The organism is Luteimonas colneyensis (assembly GCF_014836665.1).
GTDB classification, from domain to species: domain Bacteria; phylum Pseudomonadota; class Gammaproteobacteria; order Xanthomonadales; family Xanthomonadaceae; genus Luteimonas; species Luteimonas colneyensis.
This window is the reverse complement of the sequence record NZ_JACSQJ010000003.1, coordinates 145,589-166,519: the sequence shown is the minus strand read 5'-3', so window position 1 is coordinate 166,519 and position 20,931 is coordinate 145,589. Positions and strand designations below refer to the sequence as shown.

General features: G+C 72.3%; 19 protein-coding genes and 1 tRNA gene. 16 read left to right on the top strand and 4 right to left on the bottom strand.

Going from position 1 to position 20,931, the window contains the following annotated elements:
- The 12 genes from H9645_RS07700 to queC all read left to right on the top strand — a co-directional run bounded on the left by H9645_RS07700 (window position 1) and on the right by queC (window position 9,406).
- Window positions 1-531 (top strand): nitrate reductase cytochrome c-type subunit, encoded by a 531-nt coding sequence (locus H9645_RS07700; RefSeq protein ID WP_191729117.1) that lies wholly within the window; start codon window positions 1-3, stop codon window positions 529-531.
- Entirely contained in the window at window positions 528-1,166 is a 639-nt protein-coding gene (locus H9645_RS07695; RefSeq protein WP_191729116.1) for a cytochrome c3 family protein, read from the top strand. Before H9645_RS07700 ends, H9645_RS07695 begins: the two co-directional genes overlap by 4 nt.
- 67 nt (window positions 1,167-1,233) lie before the next feature.
- Window positions 1,234-2,256: a Holliday junction branch migration DNA helicase RuvB gene (gene ruvB, locus H9645_RS07690; protein ID WP_191729115.1), complete on the top strand. Its 1,023-nt coding sequence runs from the start codon at window positions 1,234-1,236 to the stop codon at window positions 2,254-2,256.
- A complete protein-coding gene (ybgC, locus tag H9645_RS07685) occupies window positions 2,253-2,693 on the top strand; it encodes a tol-pal system-associated acyl-CoA thioesterase (RefSeq protein ID WP_191729114.1) in 441 nt (146 codons plus the stop codon). The genes ruvB and ybgC overlap by 4 nt, the downstream gene beginning before the upstream one ends.
- Window positions 2,690-3,499 (top strand): protein TolQ, encoded by an 810-nt coding sequence (gene tolQ / locus H9645_RS07680; RefSeq protein ID WP_191729113.1) that lies wholly within the window; start codon window positions 2,690-2,692, stop codon window positions 3,497-3,499. The genes ybgC and tolQ overlap by 4 nt, the downstream gene beginning before the upstream one ends.
- A gap of 3 nt (window positions 3,500-3,502) precedes the next feature.
- Window positions 3,503-3,943, top strand: coding sequence for a protein TolR (gene tolR, locus H9645_RS07675; RefSeq protein ID WP_191729112.1), 441 nt, complete (start codon window positions 3,503-3,505; stop codon window positions 3,941-3,943).
- Window positions 3,943-4,896 carry a TonB C-terminal domain-containing protein gene (locus H9645_RS07670; protein ID WP_191729111.1) on the top strand — a complete coding sequence of 318 codons (954 nt, stop codon included), beginning with the start codon at window positions 3,943-3,945 and terminating at the stop codon, window positions 4,894-4,896. Before tolR ends, H9645_RS07670 begins: the two co-directional genes overlap by 1 nt.
- A gap of 177 nt (window positions 4,897-5,073) precedes the next feature.
- On the top strand, window positions 5,074-6,414 hold the full coding sequence (gene tolB, locus H9645_RS07665; RefSeq protein ID WP_191729110.1) for a Tol-Pal system beta propeller repeat protein TolB: 1,341 nt from the start codon (window positions 5,074-5,076) through the stop codon (window positions 6,412-6,414).
- Window positions 6,415-6,478: 64 nt separating this feature from the next.
- Window positions 6,479-6,991 (top strand): peptidoglycan-associated lipoprotein Pal, encoded by a 513-nt coding sequence (gene pal / locus H9645_RS07660; protein ID WP_189499206.1) that lies wholly within the window; start codon window positions 6,479-6,481, stop codon window positions 6,989-6,991.
- Between the two features lie 94 nt (window positions 6,992-7,085).
- Entirely contained in the window at window positions 7,086-7,922 is an 837-nt protein-coding gene (gene ybgF / locus H9645_RS07655; RefSeq protein WP_191729109.1) for a tol-pal system protein YbgF, read from the top strand.
- Between the two features lie 61 nt (window positions 7,923-7,983).
- Window positions 7,984-8,670 (top strand): 7-carboxy-7-deazaguanine synthase QueE, encoded by a 687-nt coding sequence (queE, locus tag H9645_RS07650; protein ID WP_191729108.1) that lies wholly within the window; start codon window positions 7,984-7,986, stop codon window positions 8,668-8,670.
- Between the two features lie 67 nt (window positions 8,671-8,737).
- A complete protein-coding gene (gene queC, locus H9645_RS07645; RefSeq protein WP_191729107.1) occupies window positions 8,738-9,406 on the top strand; it encodes a 7-cyano-7-deazaguanine synthase QueC in 669 nt (222 codons plus the stop codon).
- Here queC and H9645_RS07640 read toward each other — a convergent pair.
- The gene (locus tag H9645_RS07640) at window positions 9,394-9,888 is read right to left on the bottom strand and encodes a group III truncated hemoglobin (RefSeq protein WP_191729106.1); all 495 of its coding nucleotides are present in this window, start codon (window positions 9,886-9,888) and stop codon (window positions 9,394-9,396) included. The two genes, queC and H9645_RS07640, sit on opposite strands and share 13 nt — an antisense overlap.
- A gap of 91 nt (window positions 9,889-9,979) precedes the next feature.
- Between H9645_RS07640 and H9645_RS07635 the strand changes: the two genes are divergently transcribed.
- Window positions 9,980-10,055, top strand: a tRNA-Lys gene (locus H9645_RS07635).
- 31 nt (window positions 10,056-10,086) lie between these two features.
- Here the strand turns inward: H9645_RS07635 and recQ are convergent.
- Both recQ and H9645_RS07625 read right to left on the bottom strand, forming a co-directional pair.
- Entirely contained in the window at window positions 10,087-11,922 is a 1,836-nt protein-coding gene (recQ, locus tag H9645_RS07630; RefSeq protein ID WP_191729105.1) for a DNA helicase RecQ, read from the bottom strand.
- A gap of 106 nt (window positions 11,923-12,028) precedes the next feature.
- On the bottom strand, window positions 12,029-12,586 hold the full coding sequence (locus H9645_RS07625; protein ID WP_191729104.1) for a Dps family protein: 558 nt from the start codon (window positions 12,584-12,586) through the stop codon (window positions 12,029-12,031).
- 81 nt (window positions 12,587-12,667) lie between these two features.
- On the opposite strand from H9645_RS07625, the gene hrpA reads away from it, so the two are divergent.
- Entirely contained in the window at window positions 12,668-16,795 is a 4,128-nt protein-coding gene (hrpA, locus tag H9645_RS07620) for an ATP-dependent RNA helicase HrpA (protein WP_191729103.1), read from the top strand.
- Here hrpA and H9645_RS07615 read toward each other — a convergent pair.
- Window positions 16,788-17,270 carry a hypothetical protein gene (locus H9645_RS07615; protein ID WP_191729102.1) on the bottom strand — a complete coding sequence of 161 codons (483 nt, stop codon included), beginning with the start codon at window positions 17,268-17,270 and terminating at the stop codon, window positions 16,788-16,790. The two genes, hrpA and H9645_RS07615, sit on opposite strands and share 8 nt — an antisense overlap.
- 55 nt (window positions 17,271-17,325) lie before the next feature.
- On the opposite strand from H9645_RS07615, the gene H9645_RS07610 reads away from it, so the two are divergent.
- Window positions 17,326-19,521 (top strand): bifunctional (p)ppGpp synthetase/guanosine-3',5'-bis(diphosphate) 3'-pyrophosphohydrolase, encoded by a 2,196-nt coding sequence (locus H9645_RS07610; RefSeq protein WP_191729101.1) that lies wholly within the window; start codon window positions 17,326-17,328, stop codon window positions 19,519-19,521.
- Between the two features lie 25 nt (window positions 19,522-19,546).
- Complete coding sequence (locus tag H9645_RS07605; protein ID WP_191729100.1) at window positions 19,547-20,926, top strand: hypothetical protein; 1,380 nt, start codon at window positions 19,547-19,549, stop codon at window positions 20,924-20,926.
- The last annotated feature ends 5 nt before the right edge of the window (window positions 20,927-20,931 follow it).

Genomic DNA, 20,931 nt, shown 5'->3' with positions numbered 1-20,931 from the left:
ATGCGCTGGACCCTGAAGCCCCTCGTGCTGCTCCTGGCCTCGCTGGTGCTGGCACCGCTGCTCACCGCCTGCGGCGACCGCGAGCCGGAACCGGTGATCGTCGCCCCGGCCGCGCCGATCAGCGCGCGCGGCAACCCCGCGCAGGACATCGACGCGATGCGCCGCCACGTGCCGATCACCAGCGAGATCACCCCGCTGCCGATGGCGACCGTCGAGAACTTCGACATGACCCGCGCACGCGCCTATCCGATGCAGCCGCCCACCATCCCGCACAGCATCGACGGCTACCAGGTCGACCTGAACTCGAACCGCTGCATGCTCTGCCACGCACGCAGCACCGCGGCCCAGTTCCAGGCGCCGCCGGTGAGCGTCACCCACTACATGGACCGTGACGACCAGTTCCTGGCCGAGGTCTCGCCGCGGCGCTACTTCTGCGTGCAGTGCCACGTCACCCAGACGGATGCGAAGCCGCTGGTCGCGAATGGCTTCCGCGACATCGACGAGGTGCTGCGGGCGGAGCGCGCGCAATGAGCCTCGTGCGACGCGCCCGCGACACGGTGGTCGGCTTCTGGCGCGCCTTCAACCGCCCGGCCCGCTACCTGAGCCTCGGCTTCCTGACGCTGGGCGGCTTCATCGCCGGCATCGTGTTCTGGGGCGGCTTCAACACCGCGCTGGAGGCGACCAACACCGAGGTGTTCTGCACGAGCTGCCACGAGATGGACGACAACGTCTTCGAGGAGCTCAAGAGCACCATCCACTACGCCAACCGCTCCGGCGTGCGCGCCACCTGCCCCGACTGCCACGTGCCGCACGACTGGACCGACAAGATGGCGCGCAAGATGCAGGCCTCGAAGGAGGTCTGGGGCAAGATCTTCGGCACCATCAACACCCGCGAGAAGTTCCTGGACAACCGGCTGAAGCTGGCCCAGCACGAGTGGGAGCGGCTGAAGGCCAACGACTCGCTCGAATGCCGCAACTGCCACGACTACGATTCGATGGACCTGACCCGCCAGGCCAGCCGCGCGGCCTTCATCCACCGCAGCTACCTGGCCACCGGGCAGGCGACCTGCATCGACTGCCACAAGGGCATCGCGCACCGGCTGCCGGACATGACCGGGGTGCCGCAGGGCGTCCAGGCCTCCAGCACCGCGCCGTCCCCGCACTGAGGCCGCCCCTTCCAGGAGCATGGGCGGCGTGGTCCCACGCCTTGGGGCGGCATGCGACCATAGCCGGATGGAAGAACAGCGAATCATCGGCGCCGGCGCCACCCGCGAGGACGACGCCGTCGAAGCCTCGATCCGGCCGCAGCGGCTGGCCGACTACCTCGGCCAGCAGCCGGTGCGCGAGCAGCTGGACATCTACATCCAGGCCGCGAAGCAGCGCGGCGAGGCCCTCGACCACGTCCTGATCTTCGGGCCCCCCGGCCTGGGCAAGACCACGCTCAGCCACGTCATCGCCAACGAGCTCGGCGTGAGCCTGCGCACCACCTCCGGCCCGGTGATCGAGAAGGCCGGCGACCTGGCCGCGCTGCTGACCAACCTGCAGCCGCACGACGTGCTGTTCATCGACGAGATCCACCGCCTCTCGCCCGTGGTCGAGGAAGTGCTGTATCCGGCGATGGAGGACTTCCAGATCGACATCATGATCGGCGAGGGCCCGGCCGCCCGCTCGATCAAGCTCGACCTGCCGCCCTTCACCCTGGTCGGCGCCACCACGCGCGCCGGCCTGCTGACCGCGCCCCTGCGCGACCGCTTCGGCATCGTGCAGCGGCTGGAGTTCTACAGCGCCGCCGAGCTGGCCAGGATCGTTCGCCGCTCGGCGCAGATCCTCGGCATCGACTGCGTGCCCGAGGGCGCCGACGAGATCGCGCGCCGGTCGCGCGGCACCCCGCGCATCGCCAACCGCCTGCTGCGCCGGGTGCGCGACTATGCCCAGGTGCGCGCCGCCGGCCGCATCGACCACGAGGTCGCCGGCGCGGCGATGCAGATGCTCAAGGTCGACCCGGAGGGCTTCGACGACCTCGACCGCCGCCTGCTGAACCTGATCATCGAGAACTTCGATGGCGGCCCGGTGGGCGTGGAGTCGCTGGCCGCGGCGCTCAGCGAGGAGCGCGGCACGCTCGAGGACGTGATCGAGCCCTACCTCATCCAGCAGGGCTTCCTGGTGCGCACCGCGCGCGGCCGCATGGCCACCCACAAGGCCTGGCGCCACCTGGGACTGCAGCCCCGGGGCCCGGCCGCGGAGACGCTGTTTTGAACGACGCCGTATCGACTCTGTTCAGTCTGCCGACCCGGGTTTACTGGGAAGATACCGACGCGGGTGGCGTGGTCTACCACGCGCGCTACGTGGCCTTCTTCGAGCGCGCGCGCAGCGAATGGATGCGCAGCCTCGGCCATGGCCAGCAGGCCATGATCGACGGGCTTGGCCTCGTGTTCGCGGTGCGTGACATGCAGCTCGACTTCCGCTGGCCTGCACGCCTGGACGACGCGCTCGAGGTCACCGTGGCGCTGGCGCGGGTACGCCGGGCCAGCGTCGAGTTCGCGCAGCACGTCCTGCGCGATGGCGAGCGGCTGGCGTCGGCGCGGGTGCGGGTGGCGGCGATCGACAGCGCGGCCTTCCGGCCGCGTGCGCTGCCCGACGCGCTGTACGAGCAGTTCAAATCCCTGGAATCAAACGCGGAGCAACATCGATGAGTGCAACGGCAACGGCCATCCTGATGCAGGCGAGCAGCGTGGAACCCCTGCCCGAGGAGGCGCCGGCGGACACCGTCGCGCTTGCGGCCGATGCCGCCAGCCAGGCCGCGAACGCCCCGGTGGGCGGCGGCGAGCTGGACCTGATCCACCTGGTGCTGCACGCCTCCATCCCGGTGCAGCTGGTGATGCTGCTCCTGCTGCTGGCCTCGATCGCCTCGTGGGTGATCATCTTCCGCAAGAAGCGCATGCTCGACCGCGCCGAGAAGGAGGCCGACCGCTTCGAGGAGCGCTTCTGGTCGGGCGCCGACCTGGGCAAGCTCTACGCCTCGGCCAGCGAGCGCAACCGCGACGTCGAGGGCCTCGAGGCGATCTTCGAGGCCGGCTTCCGCGAATACACCCGCAGCCGCCAGCGCCGCGGCGCCGACAGCCGCGCCCAGCTCGAGGGTGCCCAGCGCGGCATGCGCGTGGCCAGCTCGCGCGAGCTCGACGGCCTCGAGCACAACCTCGAGTTCCTCGCCAACGTCGGCTCGATCGCCCCCTACGTCGGCCTGCTGGGCACGGTGTGGGGGATCATGATTGCCTTCCACGGCCTGGCCAACGTCAAGGAAGCGACCATCGCCAGCGTGGCGCCGGGCATTTCCGAGGCGCTGATCGCGACCGCGATGGGCCTGTTTGCCGCCATCCCGGCGGTGTGGGCCTACAACCGCTTCGCCACCAAGGTCGAGCGCGTGGCCGGGCGCTACGACGCCTTCTCCGAGGAGTTCTCCTCGATCCTGGAGCGCCAGTCCACGGCCGGCGAGGCCTGATCCATGAGCGTCCGTGCCCGCCGCGGCAAGCGCCGCAAGCTCAAGAACGAGATCAACGTCGTGCCCTACATCGACGTGATGCTCGTGCTGCTGATCATCTTCATGGTGACCGCGCCGCTGATGAACCTGGGCGTGGACGTGCAGCTGCCGCAGTCCAACGCCAAGTCGATCACCGAGCAGAAGGACCCGGTGGTGGTGAGCGTGGACCGTGACGGCAACTATTTCCTCGCCATCGAGGCCGGCAGCAACGAAGCGGTTGATACCGCGTCGCTGCAGGCGAAGGTGCGCGCGCTGGTCGCCAACAATCCCGACCTCGCCGTGTACGTCGCCGCCGACGGCGCCGGCAGCTACCAGAACGTGATGGACGCGATGGCGCTGCTGCAGAACGCCGGCGTGGAGAAGGTCGGCCTCATGAGCCAGCCCAGGCAGGACGGCACGCCCTGATGCGAGAGCAACGCGCCGATACCACGCGCGCGGTGGTGCTGGCCCTGCTGCTGCACGTGGCGCTGTTCGCGCTGATGTTCGCCGGCCTGTGGTGGACGCGCAGCGCGAACCCGCCGTCGGCCGCGGGCTCGCCGGTCAGCGCCGAGCTCATCGACGCCAGCGACCTGTCGCCGGCGATGCGGCGAACGCTGCAGCAAAGGCCGGATCCCACGCCGCCCACCCCTGAGCCCGTGCCCGAGCCGGACCCGGTGGTGGTCGAGGATGCCACGCCCGAGCCGCAGCCGATCCCGGAGCCGCTGCCCGAGGAGGCGCCGGTGGAGCCCCAGCCCGCGCCCCAGGTGCAGGTGCCCGAGCCGTCGCCCGTGGACCAGGATGAGGTGCGCCGCGAGGCGATCGCGCGCGAGACCGCCGAGCGCGAGCAGGAGGAGAAGCGCCGCCAGGAGCAGATCGACCTGACCGAGCGCGAGCGCAAGCAGGAAGAGGCCGAGCAGAAGCGACGCCTGGCCGAGCAGAAGCTCGCCGAGATCCGGCGCCAGCGCGAGCAGGCCCAGCGCGAACAGCGCGAGGCCGAACGACGCCTGGAGCGGATCGCGCAGAGCCGGGCCGAGCAGGCGTCCGAGCAGGCGTCGTCCAGCGGCACGCCGCCGCCGGGCAACGAGGGCGTCGATCCGGGCCTGTCCGCGCGCTACGCCGCGGCGATCCAGGAGGCGATCCTGCAGAACTGGACCCGCCCCGAGAACGTGCCGCTGGGCCAGCGCTGCCGGATCGTCATCACCCAGGTGCGCGGCGGCACCGTGGTCAAGGCGGAGGTCGCGCCCTCGTGCCCGTTCGACGAGCTCGGCCGGCGTTCGGTGGAAGCGGCGGTGCTCAAGGCGCAGCCCTTGCCCTATGCCGGCTTCGAGAGCGTCTTCAACCGCCAGCTCAACCTCAACTTCGAGGCGCAGGATCGCTAGCGCCCCTTCGCCGGCATGTGCAGGAGCGGCTATGGCCCCGACCGACCCCATGCGAAGCCGCGGTCGCGTTGCGGAAGAGGTCGCGGCCATGGAGTGTCGTTGGGGACGCCGTTCATCCTTGTGAGCGCCTTCACAGCCATCCTGTCAGCCTTGTCTGATCCAACCCCGGAGCCCGGTATGACCCGCATCCAACGCCGGCTGGCCACCACGCGCGCGTGGCTGATCGCCTGTCTTGCACTCCTCCTGCCGTTCGCCGCCAGCGCGCAGCAGGGCGGCCTCGAGATCGACATCGTCGGCGGCAACGCGCAGGCGCTGCCGATCGCGGTGGTGCCCATGCCCTACCAGGGCAGCGGCGCGGCGCCCGAGACCGACGTCGCCCGCGTGGTGCGCGAGGACCTGTCGCGTTCGGGCCAGTTCCGGGGCCTGCCCGAGCAGGACATGATCGAGCGCCCCACCCGGGGCGGCGAGGTCAACTACGCCACCTGGCGCACGCTCCGGCAGGACTTCCTGGTCGTCGGTCGCGTGGTCGACGCCGGCGGCGGCGCCTACCGGGTCGAATACGAACTGTTCGACGTGGCGAAGCAGGAGCGACTGCTCGGCATCGCGATGACCGGCCGCGCCAACGCCATGCGCGACGTCGGCCACCAGATCGCCGACGCCATCTACGAGAAGATCCTCGGCGTGCGCGGCGCGTTCTGGACCCGCATCGCCTACGTGACCTCCACCGGCACCGGCGACGCCACCCGCTATGCGCTGATGGTCGCCGATGCGGACGGCCACAATCCGCAGGTGGTGGTGCGTTCGACCGAGCCGCTGATGTCGCCGAGCTGGAGCCCGGACGGGCGCCGCCTGGCCTACGTCTCCTTCGAGCACAACAACAACTCCGCGATCTACATCCAGGACCTGGGCACCGGCGCGCGCGAGCGCGTGGCCAGCTTCCGCGGCATCAACAGCTCGCCGGCGTTCTCGCCCGACGGCAACCGCCTGGCGCTGACGCTCTCGCGCAGTGGCAGCCCCGAGATCTACGTGATGGACCTCGGCAGCAAGGCCCTGACCCAGCTGACCAGCCAGATGGGCATCGACACCGAGCCGGTGTGGAGCGCCGACGGCCGCAGCATCTACTTCACCTCCGACCGTGGCGGGCGGCCGCAGGTCTACCAGGTCCCGGCCACCGGCGGCAGCGCCACGCGGGTGACCTTCCAGGGCAACTACAACGCCAGCCCCACGGTGTCCTTCGACGACAGCAAGATCGCCGTGGCGCAGGGTTCAGGAAACGTATACCGTATCGCACTGCTGGACCGCAGCCTCGGTACGCCGCGCTGGTCCACGCTGTCGCCGGGGTCGCTCGATGAATCACCGAGCTTCGCCCCGAACGCCAGCATGGTCCTGTATGCGGGCAGGGAAGGCGCAAGGGGAGTCCTTTACGCAGTCTCGGCCGACGGTCGCGTGCGCCAGCGGCTGGTACTTGCAGACGGCAACGTCCGCGAGCCGGCGTGGGGGCCGTACCGCCAGCGGTGACGCGGCGTACACGGCCGATACAGCAATGTGAAGCACTGCCCATCTGCAGAAGGATCGACGAGAGATGAAGACCCCAACCCGCGTACTGCTCACGGCCCTGCTCTGCACGGCCGCCGTTGCCTGCTCCAAGAAGGTCAAGGAAGAAGCCCCGGTCGATACCACCCCGACCACCCCGACCACCACCCAGCCGGCCACCACCCCGGGCGCCTACGGCCCCGAGGACCTGGACACCGACGCCTGCCTGCGCCAGCGCACGGTGTACTTCGACTTCGACCAGGAGTCGCTGCGTCCGGAATTCCAGGCCGCGATGGCCTGCCATGCCAAGTACCTGCGTGACCGCCCTTCGGCCCGCATCACCCTGGAAGGCCACGCCGACGAGCGCGGCAGCCGCGACTACAACCTCGGCCTCGGCGAGCGCCGCGGCAACGCGGTGTCGTCCGCCCTCCAGGCCAACGGTGGCTCCGCCGGCCAGCAGACCGTGACCAGCTACGGCGAAGAGCGCCCGACCTGCACCGCGTCGAGCGAGGACTGCTGGGCCAAGAACCGCCGCGTCGAGATCACCTACACCGCCCGCTGAACCGGCGACACAGGTGGCAATGCGTCGGCAGCTGGCGGGAACCCCGCCAGCTGCCGATTGTCTTTCAAGAGTCCGAAAAACGGTTCCCAAGGCCATGATCCGCAGCCATCTCCTGACCAGCCTCGTCTTCACAACCGCCGCCGCGGCCGCCCTGGTGGCGCCTCCGGCCGCCGCGCAGCGCGCCAGCCTCGGCGAGCGCGTGGCCGCGCTCGAAGCGCAGGCCTCGAACAACCAGGGCAACATCGACCTCCTCAACCAGCTCACCGCGCTGCGCAGCGAAGTGCGCGCGCTTCGCGGCCAGGTCGAGGAGCTGCAGCAGCAGAACCAGGCGCTGGAGACCAGCGTCCGCAACCAGTACCTCGACGCCGACGACCGCCTGAACCGCCTCGAGGGTGGGGCGGCAGCCCCGCCGGCGGGCGAGGCGGGTGCGGCCGCCTCGCCGGCGCCGGCCGCGGCCGCTCCCTCCGCTGCCGCTCCCGCCGCTGCCGCTGCCGCAGACGCACCGATCGTGTTCGGCGACGCCGGGCTGCTGGCGAACGCGGCCGACGAGCGCGGCGCCTACGAAACCGCGTTCGCCGCCCTGCGCGGTGGCGACTACGCCGGAGCGGCGGCCCTGTTCACCGAGTTCCTGCGCCTGTACCCGACGGGCTCCTATGCGCCCAATGCCACCTACTGGCTGGGCGAGAGCCATTACGTCACCCAGGACTATGCCAGCGCACAAGCGCAGTTCCGCAGCCTGCTGGAGCGGTGGCCCACCCACGACAAGGCGCCCGGCGCCCTGCTCAAGGTCGGCCTGTCGCAGTACGGCCAGCGCGACCTGGTCGCCGCCGAGGCCACCCTGGTCCGCGTGACCGAGCAGTACCCGGGCACCGACGCCGCGCGCACCGCCGACGACCGCCTGCGTTCGATCCAGCTCAACAGCCTGCGCTGAGGGGCCGCGGCCGCGCCCGCCGGCCCGCGGGGCAGGTGGAGGCCGCGGTACAATCGCCGGCATGAATACCCCCTCCGCCGAGTCCGGCGCGGCCGCCGCCGCGCTCCCGGACCGGCTTCGCATCACCGAGATCTTCCTGTCGCTCCAGGGCGAGGCGCGCGACGCCGGCTGGCCGACCGTGTTCGTCCGCCTGACGGGGTGCCCGCTGCGCTGCACCTACTGCGACACCGCCTACGCCTTCCACGGCGGCGAATGGCGCGATGTCGACGCGATCTTCTCCGAAGTCGCGGCGCACGGCGTGCGCCATGTCTGCGTGACCGGCGGCGAGCCGCTGTCGCAGAAGCGCTGCCTCGGCCTGCTCCGCCGGCTCTGCGACGCCGGCTACGTGGTGTCGCTCGAGACCTCGGGCGCGATCGACATCGCCGGGGTCGACCCGCGGGTCTCGCGCGTGCTCGATATCAAGACGCCGGGCTCGGGCGAGGAGGCGCGCAACCTCTGGAGCAACCTCGAGCTGCTCACGCCGCACGACCAGGTCAAGTTCGTCGTCTGCAGCCGCGCCGACTACGAGTGGGCGCGCGAGGTCGTGGCGCGCCACGCCATCCACCAGCGCTGCGACGTGCTGTTCTCGCCCAGCAAGTCGGAGGTCGACGCGCGCGAACTGGCCGACTGGATCGTCGAAGACCGGCTGCCGGTGCGCTTCCAGATGCAGCTGCACAAGATCCTCTGGAACGACGAGCCGGGGCGCTGAGTCCGCGCCACCTCGAGAACGGCGCCGCGGTCGTGGCGGTCCCCGACACAGCAATGGAGCAGCAGGTTTGAAGAACGCAGTCGTCCTCGTGTCCGGCGGCATGGATTCCGCCGTCGTCCTCGCCATGGCCCGCGAGCAGGGCTTCGCCGTGCACGCGCTGAGCGTCGCCTACGGCCAGCGCCACACCTCCGAACTGGACGCGGCCGCCGCGCTGGCAGCCGCGCAGGGCGCGGTCCAGCACAAGGTCGTGGGCGTGGACCTGCGCGCGATCGGCGGCTCGGCGCTGACCGCCGACATCGAAGTGCCCGAGGCGGGCGCCGACGGCATCCCGGTGACCTACGTGCCCGCGCGCAACACCATCATGCTGTCGATCGCGCTCGGCTGGGCCGAAGTGCTGGGCGCGGCGGACATCTTCTGCGGCGTCAACGCGGTCGACTACTCCGGCTATCCGGACTGCCGCCCGGAGTTCATCGACGCCTTCCAGCGCCTCGCCAACCTGGCCACCCAGGCCGGCGTGGAAGGCGCCGGCATCCGCGTGCATGCGCCGCTGCAGCACCTGTCCAAGGGCGACATCGTGCGCGAAGGGCTGCGCCTGGGCGTGGATTTCGCGCAGACCGTGTCGTGCTACCGCGCCGATGACCGGGGCCGGGCATGCGGGCACTGCGACGCCTGCGTGCTGCGCGCCGAGGGGTTCGTGGCGGCCGGGGCCGTGGATACGACCCGCTACGTCGACTGAGGTCCTTCGCCGGAAGGCGCGCGGCCGGCGTCGGCGGGACGGTGGATGCAGGCCGGCTCGCCGCCGGCACGGCGGAGCCGGCGCAGCGGGTCGATCTCCAGCCCGATCCTCAGGGAGCGACCGATGCGCTCGGCGGTTTCGAAGACGTGGCGGGCCTGTTCGCGCGGAAGCACCTCGCGCGCGGTGCGGTCCCAGAGCGCCAGCCAGCGCGCGAAGTGCTGCTCGTCCAGGCCCAGCGGCCGATGCTCCGCCATGGGGTTGCCACGATAGGTGCCGGCGCGCAGCAATACCGAGCACCAGAAGCGCACGAGGGTGTCGAGGTGTTCGTCCCAGTCCTCGACGGCGGCTTCGAAGACCGGGCCCAGCAGCCAGTCGGCGCGCGCGCGGGCGTAGAAGGCGTGGACCAGGCGGGTGATGCCGGCTTCGTCGGGGAGGTGCGTGGCGGCCGCCGCTGGTCGTGACGGTGGGGCGGGAGGAAGCATGCGGCCAGTATCGACGATCGCGCCGGCGTCGGTCCCTGATCCAGGTCATCCACAGCAACCGCCGGGGCCATGACATAATTCCCGGCCTGCCGGGTCGTTAGCTCAGTCGGTAGAGCATCGGACTTTTAATCCGCTGGTCGATGGTTCGAATCCATCACGACCCACCACGAAGCCGGCCGCAGGTGCCGCGTTCGGGCCTCAGGCCACCTCGGCCTCCGCCACCACGTCCAGCACCTCATCGCCGTAGCGCTCGATCTTGCCGGCGCCGATGCCGCCGATCAGCGCCAGATCGCCCGGCGTGCGCGGGCGCAGGCGGGCGATCTCGCGCAGGGTGGCGTCGTGGAAGATCACGTAGGGCGGCACGCTCTGTTCGCGCGCCAGGCGCGTGCGCATCGCGCGCAGCGACTCGAACAGCGGCTGGTCCGCGCGCGCCACCTCCACGACGGGCCGCGCGGCGCGGGCCTCGCCGTCGCGCGCGCGGCCGCGTGCGGGGCGCGGCGCCTCCTTGCGCAGCAGCACTTCGCGGCGGCCCTGCAGCACGTCGCGGCTGTCCGCGGTCAGGCGCAGGCCGCCGTAGCCCTCGGTGTCGACCTCGAGCAGGCCCGCGGCCACCAACTGGCGGAACACGCCGCGCCAGGCGCGCGCATCGAGCTCGGTGCCGATCCCGTAGGTGCTCAGCCGGTCGTGGCCGAACTGGCGCACGCGCTCGGACTCCGAACCCCGCAGCACGTCGATCAGGTGCGCGGCGCCGAAGCGCTGGCCGGTCCGGTAGACGCAGGACAGCGCCTTCTGCGCGGCCACGGTCGCGTCCCAGGTCTCCGGCGGCGAGAGGCAGTTGTCGCAGTTCCCGCAGGGCTCACCGGGGCCGTTGCCGGCGTAGTTCTCGCCGAAGCAGGCCAGCAGCACCTGGCGGCGGCAGCGGGTGGATTCGCAGTAGCCGACCAGGGCGTCGAGCTTGCGGTGCTCCAGGCGCTTGCGCTCCTCGCCCGATTCGGACTGGTCGATCATCTGCCGCAGCAGCACCACGTCGCCCAGGCCGTGGCACATCCAGGCCTCGGCGGGATCACCGTCCCGGCCGGCGCGACCGGTCTCCTGGTAGTAGCCCTCGATCGACTTGGGCAGGTCCATGTGCGCGACGAAGCGCACGTCGGGCTTGTCGATGCCCATGCCGAAGGCGATCGTCGCCACCACCACCACGCCGTCTTCGAGCAGGAAGCGACGCTGGTTGGCGGCGCGTACCGAGGCGTCCAGGCCGGCGTGGTAGGGCAGGGCGTCGATGCCGGCTTCGACCAGCATGGCGGCGGTCTTCTCGACCTTGTTGCGCGACAGGCAGTAGACGATGCCGGCCTCGTCGCGGTGGCCGTCGATGAAGTCCAGCAGCTGGCGGTTGCCGTTCTCCTTGTGGACCACGGTGTAGCGGATGTTCGGCCGGTCGAAGGAGCTGGTGAAGCGGCGGGCGTCCTCCAGCTGCAGGCGCTCGGCGATCTCGCGCTGGGTGGGCGGGTCGGCGGTGGCGGTGAGCGCGATGCGCGGGACATGCGGCCAGCGCTCGTGGAGCACGGTCAGCTCGCGGTACTCGCGGCGGAAGTCGTGGCCCCACTGCGAGACGCAGTGCGCCTCGTCGATCGCGAACAGGGCAATGCGGCTGGCGTCGAGGAGCGACATGAAGCGCGGCGTGAGCAGGCGCTCGGGTGCGACGTAAAGCAGGTCCAGCGTTCCCTCGCGGAGCTCGCGCTCGATCGCAGCGGCCTCGGCGCCGTCCAGGGTGGAGTTGAGGAAGGCCGCGCGCACGCCGAGCTGGCGCAGCGCCTCGACCTGGTCCTGCATCAGCGCGATCAGCGGCGAGATCACGATCGCGCAGCCCTCGCGCAGCAGGGCCGGCACCTGGTAGCACAGCGACTTGCCGCCGCCGGTGGGCATCAGCACCAGGGCGTCGCCGCCGGCGGCCACATGTTCGATGATCGCGGCCTGCTCGCCGCGGAAGGCCTCGTGGCCGAAGACCTCGCGCAGGATGTCGGGTGCCGTCTCGCTCATGCGCCAAGGATACCCGGCCGGCGTCTCAGGCCCCGGAACGCGAACGCCCGACGCGAGGTCGGGCGTTGCGCCTTGCACCTGCCGGGGATCCCCGGCCGCGCAGGGATCACTGCAACAGCGAGCGCAGCATCCAGGCGTTCTTCTCGTGCACCTGCAGGCGCTGGGTCAGCAGGTCGACGGTCGGGTCGTCGCCGGCGTCGTCGGCGTGCCTGAGGGCCTTGCGCGCGGTGCGGCAGACGGCCTCGTTGCCTTCCACCAGCTGGCGCACCATGTCCTGCCAGTCCGGCGCCTTGGTCAGGCCCGGCTCTTCGGTGATCGTCGAGAGCTTGATGAACTCCGCGTAGGAGCCCGGCGCGTTGTAGCCCAGCGCGCGGATGCGCTCGGCGGTCTCGTCCAGCGCGTTCCACTGCTCGGTGTACTGGTCCATGAACATCGCGTGCAGCGAGTTGAACATCGGCCCGGTCACGTTCCAGTGGAAGTTGTGGGTCTTCAGGTACAGGGTGAAGCTGTCGGAGAGGAACTGCGCGAGGTCCTGCGAGATCGTCTTGCGATCCTTGTCCGCGATCCCGATATCGACGCCCGGGGCCATCGATGCGGCCGAGGGCGATGCGGCCGGCGTGGCGGTGCGCTTGGCGGTCTTGGGCTTGTCTTTGGTCTTGGCCATCACTGTGTCCTTTCTGTTCGGCGCGCGACAATGCGCGCGATGGGGAGGGGAAACGACGCGATCAGGAATGTCTGAACCTGCATGAACGAGATGGAGTCTAGTCCTGCCGATGCAAGCCCGGGGTCAAGGCGGGCCGCGCGCAAGGCCGTGGACGCCGCGCTGAGCCGCGACCGCGGGCGCCTGCTCGGGCTGTGGCGCCGCTGGGAGCAGGCCCGCGGCGACGATGCCGCGCGCAAGGCCTTCGAGCAGGCGCTGGCGCGCTCGCTGGCGCAGCGCGAGGCACGTGCCGCCAGCCTGCCGCGGGCGACGGTCGACCCGTCGCTGCCGATCGCCGCCGAGGCCGACCGCATCGTGGAGCTGCTGCGCACGCACCAGGTGGTCGTGGTGGCCGGCGAGACCGGCTCCGGCAAGACCACCCAGCTGCCCAAGCTGTGCCTGGCCGCCGGCCGCGGCGCGGCGGGCATGATCGGCTGTACCCAGCCGCGACGCATCGCCGCGCGCGCGGTGGCGCGGCGCGTGGCCGAGGAGCTGCAGGTGCCGCTGGGCGGCGCGGTCGGCTACCAGGTGCGCTTCACCGAGAACGTGGGCGAGCAGACCGCGGTCAAGTTCATGACCGACGGCATCCTGCTGGCGGAGATGCAGTCCGACCGCTGGCTGTCGCGCTACGACACCCTGATCATCGACGAGGCGCACGAGCGCAGCCTCAACATCGACTTCCTCCTTGGCTACCTGAAGCAGCTGCTGGCGCGACGCCCGGACCTGAAGCTGGTGGTGACCTCGGCCACCATCGACACCGCGCGCTTCGCCGCGCACTTCGACGATGCGCCGGTGGTCGAAGTCGAGGGCCGAGGCTATCCGGTGGACACCCGCTACCGGCCGCTGGACGGCAGCGCCGCGGCGGGGGGCGACGGCGACGGCAACGGCATGTCGGTCAGCGAGGGCATCGTCGCCGCCTGCGACGAGATCATCCGCGGCGGCAGCGGGATGGGCGGCGACGTGCTGGTGTTCCTGCCCGGCGAGCGCGAGATCCGCGACGCGCACCGCGCGCTGGAAGGCCGCAAGTACCGCCACACCGAAGTGTTGCCGCTGTACGCGCGGCTGTCGGCGAAGGACCAGGACCGGGTGTTCAATCCCGGCCCGCAGCGCCGCATCGTGCTCGCGACCAACGTCGCCGAAACCTCGCTGACCGTGCCGCGGATCCACTACGTGGTCGATCCCGGCCTGGCGCGGGTCAAGCGCTACAGCCCGCGGCAGAAGCTCGACCGCCTGCACATCGAACCGGTCAGCCAGGCCAGCGCCAACCAGCGTGCCGGCCGCTGCGGCCGCGTGGCGCCCGGCACCTGCTACCGGCTGTACGACGAGGCGGACTTCGCCGCGCGGCCGGCGTTCACCGATCCCGAGATCCGCCGCGCCTCGCTGGCGGGGGTGATCCTGCGCATGCTGTCGTTGGGCCTGGGTGCGATCGAGGACTTCCCCTTCCTCGAGCCGCCCGACGCCCGCGCGGTGGCCGACGGCTGGCAGCAGCTGGCCGAACTCGGCGCCGTCGACGGCCGCCGCGCGCTCACCGCGATCGGCCGCCAGATGGCCCGGCTGCCGGTCGACGTGAAGCTGGCGCGGATGCTGGTGGCCGCCCACGATCACCACTGCATGCGCGAGATGCTGGTGATCGCCGCCTTCCTCGGCATCCAGGACCCGCGCGAGCGGCCGGCCGACCAGCGCGCCGCCGCCGATGCCGCGCACGCCGCCTTCGCCGATCCGAAGTCCGAGTTCGTCGCCATCCTGCGCCTGTGGGAGGCCTATCGCGCCGCGCACGAGGACATGACCCAGTCGCAGCTGCGCAAGTGGGCCGACCGGAATTTCCTCGGCTTCCTGCGCCTGCGCGAATGGCGGGAGCTGCACCGGCAGCTCAAGCTGCAGTGCGCCGAGCTCGGCTGGAGCGAAGAGGCGCGCGCGGGCGATGCGCTGTTCGCCGCGGGCGCTGCGGAGCCCGCGCAGCCGCTGGCCGCGGAGGCGCCGGCGTCCGCGGAGGATCGACGTGGCCCGCGGCGCAGGCGTCGCGGGGCGCGCGGCCCGTCGCGTGGCGGAGACGCCGAGGAGGTGGCCGCCGTGGCCCAGGCGCGCGACCTCTACCAGGCCCTCCACCGCGCGCTGCTGGCGGGCCTGCCGACCCAGGTCGGCCATGCCCTGCCGGAGCGCGACAAGCGCCGCCAGGTCGCCTATGAAGGGCCGCGTGGGCGTCGCTTCCAGCTGTTCCCGGGCTCGACGCTGGCTTCCAAGCCGCCGCCGTGGCTGCTGTCCGCGACCCTGCTCGACACCGAGAAGGTCTGGGCCCTGACCAATGCCGCGATCGAGCCCGAGTGGGTCGAGGCCGAACTCGCCCACCTGCTGTCCCGCCGCCACTTCGACCCGCGCTGGTCGCGCAGGCAGGGGCGCGTGGTCGGCAGCGAGCAGGTGGCGCTGTTCGGGCTGGTGCTGGCCGCGGCGCGGCCATTCCACTACGGCGCCCACTATCCCGAAGAGGCGCGCGAACTGTTCCTGCGCGACGGCCTGGTGGCCGGAGAGATCAACCTGCGCGCCGACGTCGTCGCCCGCAACCGCCGCACCCTGGCCTCGGCGGAGGAAGAGGAGGCCAAGCAGCGCCGCACCGGCCTGGTGGTGGACGAGGACTGGATGCTGCGCTGGTACCGCGACCGCGTGCCGACGGAAATCACCGGCGCGCAGGCCTTCGATGCCTGGTACGCGACGCTGGAGAAGGATACGCGGCGCGCGCTGCAGTGGACGCGCGACGACCTGCTGGTCGCCGATGCCGGCGACGCCGACCGCTTCCCCGCGTACTTCGCCCTCGGCGACGCGCGGCTGGCGGTGCATTACCGCTTCGAGCCCGGCGCCCCCGACGACGGCATGACCGTGGTGGTGCCGCTGCACCTGCTCAATGCGCTGGATGCCCCGCGCCTGGGCTGGCTGGCGCCGGGATTCGTGCAGGACAAGGCCACCGCGCTGCTGCGCGGGCTGCCCAAGGCGCTGCGCCGCAACTTCGTGCCGGCGCCGGACTTCGCGCGCGCCTTCGCCGAGGCCCACGGGGCGGCCGACGCCGCCACCGACAGCATCACCGGCGCCCTGGCGCGTTTCCTCAAGCGCCTGACCGGTGCCGATGTCGCCGCCACCGACTTCGACGAACCGGCGCTCGAGCCGCACCTGCGGGCCAACCTGAGGCTGCTCGATGCCGACGGCCGCCGCGTGCTGGCCGAGTCGCGCGACCTCGACGAACTCCGGGCCCGTTTCGGCGCGCGCGCGACGGACGCCTTCGCCGCGCACGCGTCGGCCGGCCTGGCGCGCGAAGCGCTCACCGCCTTCCCCGACTCGCCGATCCCCGTCTCCGTGCCGGGCGCGGGTGGCGTGCCCGCGTGGCCGGCGCTGCAGGACGAGGGCGACGCGGTCTCGCTCGACGTCCATGCCGATCGCGCCGAGGCCGCGCGCCTGCATCCGGGCGGCGTGCGCCGGCTGCTGGCGATCGCGCTCGCCGACCGCATGCGCCAGGCGCGCCGGCAGCTGCCGGTGCAGCCGAAGACGGCGCTGCTGTACGCGGCGATCGAATCCGGCGCGCCGCGCGAGGCCGGCGGTCCCCGTCCGGCCGACACCCTGCGCGAGGACCTGGTGGATGGCGCCTTCGCGGCGCTGACTGCTGAAGGGCTGGATGACATCCGCGATCCCGGCGCGTTCGCGGCGCACGCGGAGGCCGTCGGCAAGGCGCTGTTCCCCGAGGCGATGCGCCGGCTGCAGCAGGCCGAAACGATCCTGGGGAAGGTGGCCGAGGTGCGCGCGGCGCTGGAAGTCAAGCTGATGGGCTGGGCGCGCGGCAACCTCGACGACATGCAGGCGCAGCTCGCGGCCCTGGTGCCCCCGGGGTTCCTGCGTGACGTGCCGGCCGACGTGCTGGCCGGCTATCCGCGCTACCTGAAGGCGCTGGCAATCCGCGCCGGCCGCGCGCTCAACGATCCCGCGCGCGACCAGCAGCGCATGCTGGAGGTGAAGCCGTTCGCCGACGCGCTGGCCCGCGCCACGGCCGCGGGCCGCGTCGGCGATCCGGGCTGGCAGGCGCTGCGCTGGGAGCTGGAGGAACTGCGCGTGCAGCTGTTCGCGCAGGAGCTCGGCGCCAGGGGCGGCGTCTCGCCGAAAAAGCTGGCGGCGCGGCTGGCAGCGCTTACTTGATCCGCTGGACCTTGGCGCGGGTGTTGGAGCCCTCGACGGCCATGTACCAGGCGTTGCCGACCAGGCTCGGCGTGATGCGGACGGCCGGCGCGTCCCGGCGCACGCCGGCCAGGGTGGCCGAATCGATCTGGCGCCAGACCTGGCCGTTGTCGAGCGTGTACTCGCGCCCGTTGGCGAAGCCGCGGAACTCGCCGGAGATGCGCCCGGTCACCGGCTCGTTCGAGCCGAAGCTGAGGAAGCCGCGGTTCTCGTCCTCCACCTTGCGCTTGGCGGTGGCCGCCGCCTTCTCGGTCTCGCCTTCGATGGTGCGGCCCAGCCAGGCGTTGAGGCGCGCCAGCTCCGCGGCGTCGAGCTTGTCCAGGCCGGCGGCCTTGAACTCCTCGGGCGTCATGCTGGTTTCGATCGGCTGCTGCTGCGCGAGCACCGGCGCGGCGACGAAGAGCAGGGCGGCGAAAAGGAAGATGCGGACCGGCATGGCGTCTGTTCCCGATGGCGAGGTCGGGCTAGTGTAGACCGTCCCATCACCCGCCTTGGCGGTCAGCGACGTGGTCGACACCGTGGACATCGAGGGCCTGCTGGCGCTGCCGGCGCTGCACGGCCTGCACGCGCCGGTGGCGGCGCTACTGAGGGCGGCCGCGGCCGGGGGGCCGGCGCCGTGCATCGACACGCGGGCGGTGCTGGAGGACACGCTCGAGGCGCTGGCGCTGCTCGACGCCGACGCCGAGGTGATGGCCGCGGCCATCCTGCATGCGGTGCCCGACTGGGCCCAGCGCCACGTCGCGCCCGGTCACGGTCCAGGCGCCGCGATCCCGGCGCTCCTCGAGGGCCAGGACGCCGCCGGCCAGGTGTGGGCGCTGCACGCGGAGCAGGCTGGCGGGCGCGGCCACGAGGGCCTGCGCCGCCTGCTGCTGGCCCTGGTCCGCGACCTGCGCGTGGTGCTGGTGCTGCTGGCCCGGCAGCTGGCACGGATGCGCGCCGCCACCGCACTGCCCGCGGACGAGCGCCTGGCGCTGGCGCGGCTCACCCGCGACATCCACGCGCCGCTGGCCAACCGCCTGGGCATCTGGCAGCTGAAGTGGGAGCTGGAGGACCTGGCGTTCCGCCACCTCGAACCCGACACCTACCGCCGCATCGCCAAGCTGCTCGACGACAAGCGCGCCGGGCGCGAGCGCTACATCGAAGGCGTCACCGCGATGCTGGGCGAGGCCCTGCGCGCGGTGGGCATCGAAGGCGACATCGCCGGCCGGCCGAAGCACATCTACAGCATCTGGAAGAAGATGCAGAAGAAGAACGTGCCCATCGGCGAGCTCTACGACCTGCGCGCGGTGCGCGTGCTGGTCGGCGACGTGCAGGCCTGCTACGCGGCGCTGGGCGTGGTGCACGCGCTGTGGACGCCGGTGCCGGGCGAGTTCGACGACTACATCGCCCGTCCCAAGCACAACGACTACCGCTCGCTGCACACCGCCGTGGTCGGGCCGGAGGGCAAGACGCTCGAGGTGCAGATCCGCACCCGCGAGATGCACGAGCAGGCCGAGCGCGGCGTGGCCGCTCACTGGCGCTACAAGGAGAGCGGCGGCTCCCAGCGCTCGGCGGCCGGCGAGGCCGCGGTCAACCGCAAGATCGAATGGATGCGCAGCCTGCTCGAGGCCACCACCGACGGCGCCGACGACGGCCACGGCGCGCTGGCCGGCGCCTTCGACACCGAACTGGTGGAGGACCGCATCTACGCGCTGACGCCGAAGGGCGAGGTCATCGACCTGCCGCGCGGTGCGACTCCGCTCGACTTCGCCTACCGCGTGCACACCGAGGTCGGCCACCGCTGCCGCGGCGCCAAGGTCGACGGCCGCATCGTGCCGCTGGACCACGTGCTGCATTCCGGCGACCGCGTCGAGATCCTCACCGGCAGGGTCTCCGAGCCGCGGCGCGACTGGCTGATGACCACCAGCGGCTACCTCGCCAGCCCGCGTTCGCGCGAGAAGGTGCGCGCCTGGTTCCACAAGCTTGATCGCGCGCGCAACCTGCAGGACGGTCGCGAGCTGCTGGAGCGCGAGCTCAAGCGCGTGGGGCTGGGCCACGCGGACCTGGCGCCGGTGCTGAAGCGCTTCAACGTCGAGTCCGCCGACGACCTGCACGTGCTGGTGGCGCTCGGCGACGTCGGCCCGCACCAGGTCGCGCGTGCGCTGGCCGAGCACGAGCGTGCGCAGCGCGAGGCGGCCGCGGGCCCCGCGGACGACGGGGTGATCGCGGTGCGTGCGCCCCGGCGCGTGCGCAAGGCCGCGAGCCGCGACTTCACCGTCGTCGGCGTCGACAACCTGCTGGTGCAGATCGCGCGCTGCTGCCAGCCCCTGCCCGGCGAGGCGATCGCCGGCTACCTGACCCGGACCCGTGGCGTCAGCGTGCATCGCGCCGACTGCGCCGCGTTCGTGCGCCTGTCGGCGAAGGAGCCGCAGCGCGTGCTTCCGGTGGAATGGGGCGCTTCCGGAGGCGGCCACGAGGCGTCGGTGGTGCTCGACGCGGTCGACCGCAAGCACCTGCTCAAGGACGTGACCAACCTGATCGCGCAGGAGGACGCGCACGTGCTGTCGATCGAGGGCGGCGGCGCCGGACGCGCCCAGGGGCGGGTGCAGCTGCGGCTGGCGCTGCGGGTGGCCGATTTCGGGCAGCTGTCGCGGCTGCTGGGCCGGCTCGAGGCGCTGCCCGGGGTCGAGCGCGCCCGGCGCGCCTGAGCCGCGCGTTCACCGTGCCCGCTTTATGCTGCCGCGCGTGAACTCGCCCGGCCACCTCGACCCGTTCCCCGAACCGCCCAGCGCCAGCGCCATCGCGCGCTGGGTCTCGTCGCTGCCGGTGCGCCTGGGCATGGTCCGCCACTGGCGCTGGTGGCTGATCGGTTCGATGCTGGCGATCGTGCTGCTGGCGGTGCTGCGCGCGCCCATCGGGGCCTGGCTGTGGCCGCAGACGCGCGCCCAGGCGCTGCGCGAAGAGGCCGAGCAGGCCCTGGCCGAGGGCCGCCTGAGCGACGAGGACGGGCGCGGCGCGCGCGAGCTGTTCGAGGCCGCGCTGGCGATGGATCCCGACCGCGCCGAGGTCCGGCAGGGACTCGCGCGCGTGGCGCTGGCGGCGCTGGAGCAGGCGCGCGTGGCGCTGGCCGGTGATCGCTTCGCCGACGCCCACCGCCACCTGGCGCTGGCGCGCGCGCTGTCGGTGCCGCGCGCCGAGGCCGATGCCCTGGCCGAAGCCCTGCGCCAGCGCGAGGCGGGACACGCCGGCGTGGACGGCCTGTTCGCCCATGCCGAGGAGGCACATGCGGCGGGGCGGCTGGATGGCGGCGTCGGCAGCGCCCTGCCGCTGTACGCGCACGTGCTCGCGCTCGAGCCGACGCATCCCGGCGCGCTGCGCGGCCGCGAGGACGCCCTGGCCGAGCTGCTGGCACAGGCGCGCGAGGCGCTGCGCGCCGGCGACGTGGCGGAGGCCGCGCGCCTGGTCGGCACGGTGCGCACCTACGATCCCGGGCACGTCGACCTGCCGGATACGCTGGCGCGGCTGATGGAGGAGGCCCGGCTGGATGCCGAAGGGCTGTCGCGCCTGCTCGCTGGCGGAGCGTCGGGGTCCCCGCTCGCGAGCCCTGCAGGCGTGTCCGATCCCGCCGCCACGACCGCGCCCCTGGACGAGGCCGAGCGGCTGCGCCGCGTCTCCGCGCTGCTGGCCGCGGCCGAAGCCGCCGAGGCCGAGGGCAGGCTGTTCGATCCGCGCGGGGACGGCGCGGTCGACCACGTGGCCGCCGCGCTGGCGCTGGACCCCGGCTCACCCGGGGCGATCGCAGCGGCGGAGCGGCTGCTGCCCCTGGCGCGCGAGTGCCACGCACGCGAGCTGCGCGCCAACAGCCTCCGCAGCGCCGGTGCCTGCCTGGACGCACGGGCCGGCCTGGGCGAGGACGCCGGCGAACTGGCAGCCGCACGCCGGCAGCTGGCGGAGCGCTGGCTGGCCGTTGGCGACGAGCGCCTGGGCGCGGGGGAGATCGGCAACGCGCGCACCGCACTGGCCGCGGCGCGACGCGTGGATCCGGCGGTTCCAGGACTCGACGATTTCGAACGCCGGGTGCGCGCGGCGGCCGCCGCCTCCAGGTTCGACTGAGCGCG

What these genes read in the sequence shown, in the direction of transcription:
- H9645_RS07700 (WP_191729117.1), top strand. Translation starts at nt 1, where the DNA reads ATGCGCTGGACCCTGAAGCCCCTCGTGCTGCTCCTGGCCTCGCTGGTG.
- H9645_RS07695 (WP_191729116.1), top strand. Translation starts at nt 528, where the DNA reads ATGAGCCTCGTGCGACGCGCCCGCGACACGGTGGTCGGCTTCTGGCGC.
- ruvB (WP_191729115.1), top strand. Translation starts at nt 1,234, where the DNA reads ATGGAAGAACAGCGAATCATCGGCGCCGGCGCCACCCGCGAGGACGAC.
- tolQ (WP_191729113.1), top strand. Translation starts at nt 2,690, where the DNA reads ATGAGTGCAACGGCAACGGCCATCCTGATGCAGGCGAGCAGCGTGGAA.
- tolR (WP_191729112.1), top strand. Translation starts at nt 3,503, where the DNA reads ATGAGCGTCCGTGCCCGCCGCGGCAAGCGCCGCAAGCTCAAGAACGAG.
- H9645_RS07670 (WP_191729111.1), top strand. Translation starts at nt 3,943, where the DNA reads ATGCGAGAGCAACGCGCCGATACCACGCGCGCGGTGGTGCTGGCCCTG.
- tolB (WP_191729110.1), top strand. Translation starts at nt 5,074, where the DNA reads ATGACCCGCATCCAACGCCGGCTGGCCACCACGCGCGCGTGGCTGATC.
- pal (WP_189499206.1), top strand. Translation starts at nt 6,479, where the DNA reads ATGAAGACCCCAACCCGCGTACTGCTCACGGCCCTGCTCTGCACGGCC.
- ybgF (WP_191729109.1), top strand. Translation starts at nt 7,086, where the DNA reads ATGATCCGCAGCCATCTCCTGACCAGCCTCGTCTTCACAACCGCCGCC.
- queE (WP_191729108.1), top strand. Translation starts at nt 7,984, where the DNA reads ATGAATACCCCCTCCGCCGAGTCCGGCGCGGCCGCCGCCGCGCTCCCG.
- H9645_RS07640 (WP_191729106.1), bottom strand. Translation starts at nt 9,888, where the DNA reads ATGCTTCCTCCCGCCCCACCGTCACGACCAGCGGCGGCCGCCACGCAC.
- recQ (WP_191729105.1), bottom strand. Translation starts at nt 11,922, where the DNA reads ATGAGCGAGACGGCACCCGACATCCTGCGCGAGGTCTTCGGCCACGAG.
- H9645_RS07625 (WP_191729104.1), bottom strand. Translation starts at nt 12,586, where the DNA reads ATGGCCAAGACCAAAGACAAGCCCAAGACCGCCAAGCGCACCGCCACG.
- hrpA (WP_191729103.1), top strand. Translation starts at nt 12,668, where the DNA reads ATGAACGAGATGGAGTCTAGTCCTGCCGATGCAAGCCCGGGGTCAAGG.
- H9645_RS07615 (WP_191729102.1), bottom strand. Translation starts at nt 17,270, where the DNA reads ATGCCGGTCCGCATCTTCCTTTTCGCCGCCCTGCTCTTCGTCGCCGCG.
- H9645_RS07605 (WP_191729100.1), top strand. Translation starts at nt 19,547, where the DNA reads ATGCTGCCGCGCGTGAACTCGCCCGGCCACCTCGACCCGTTCCCCGAA.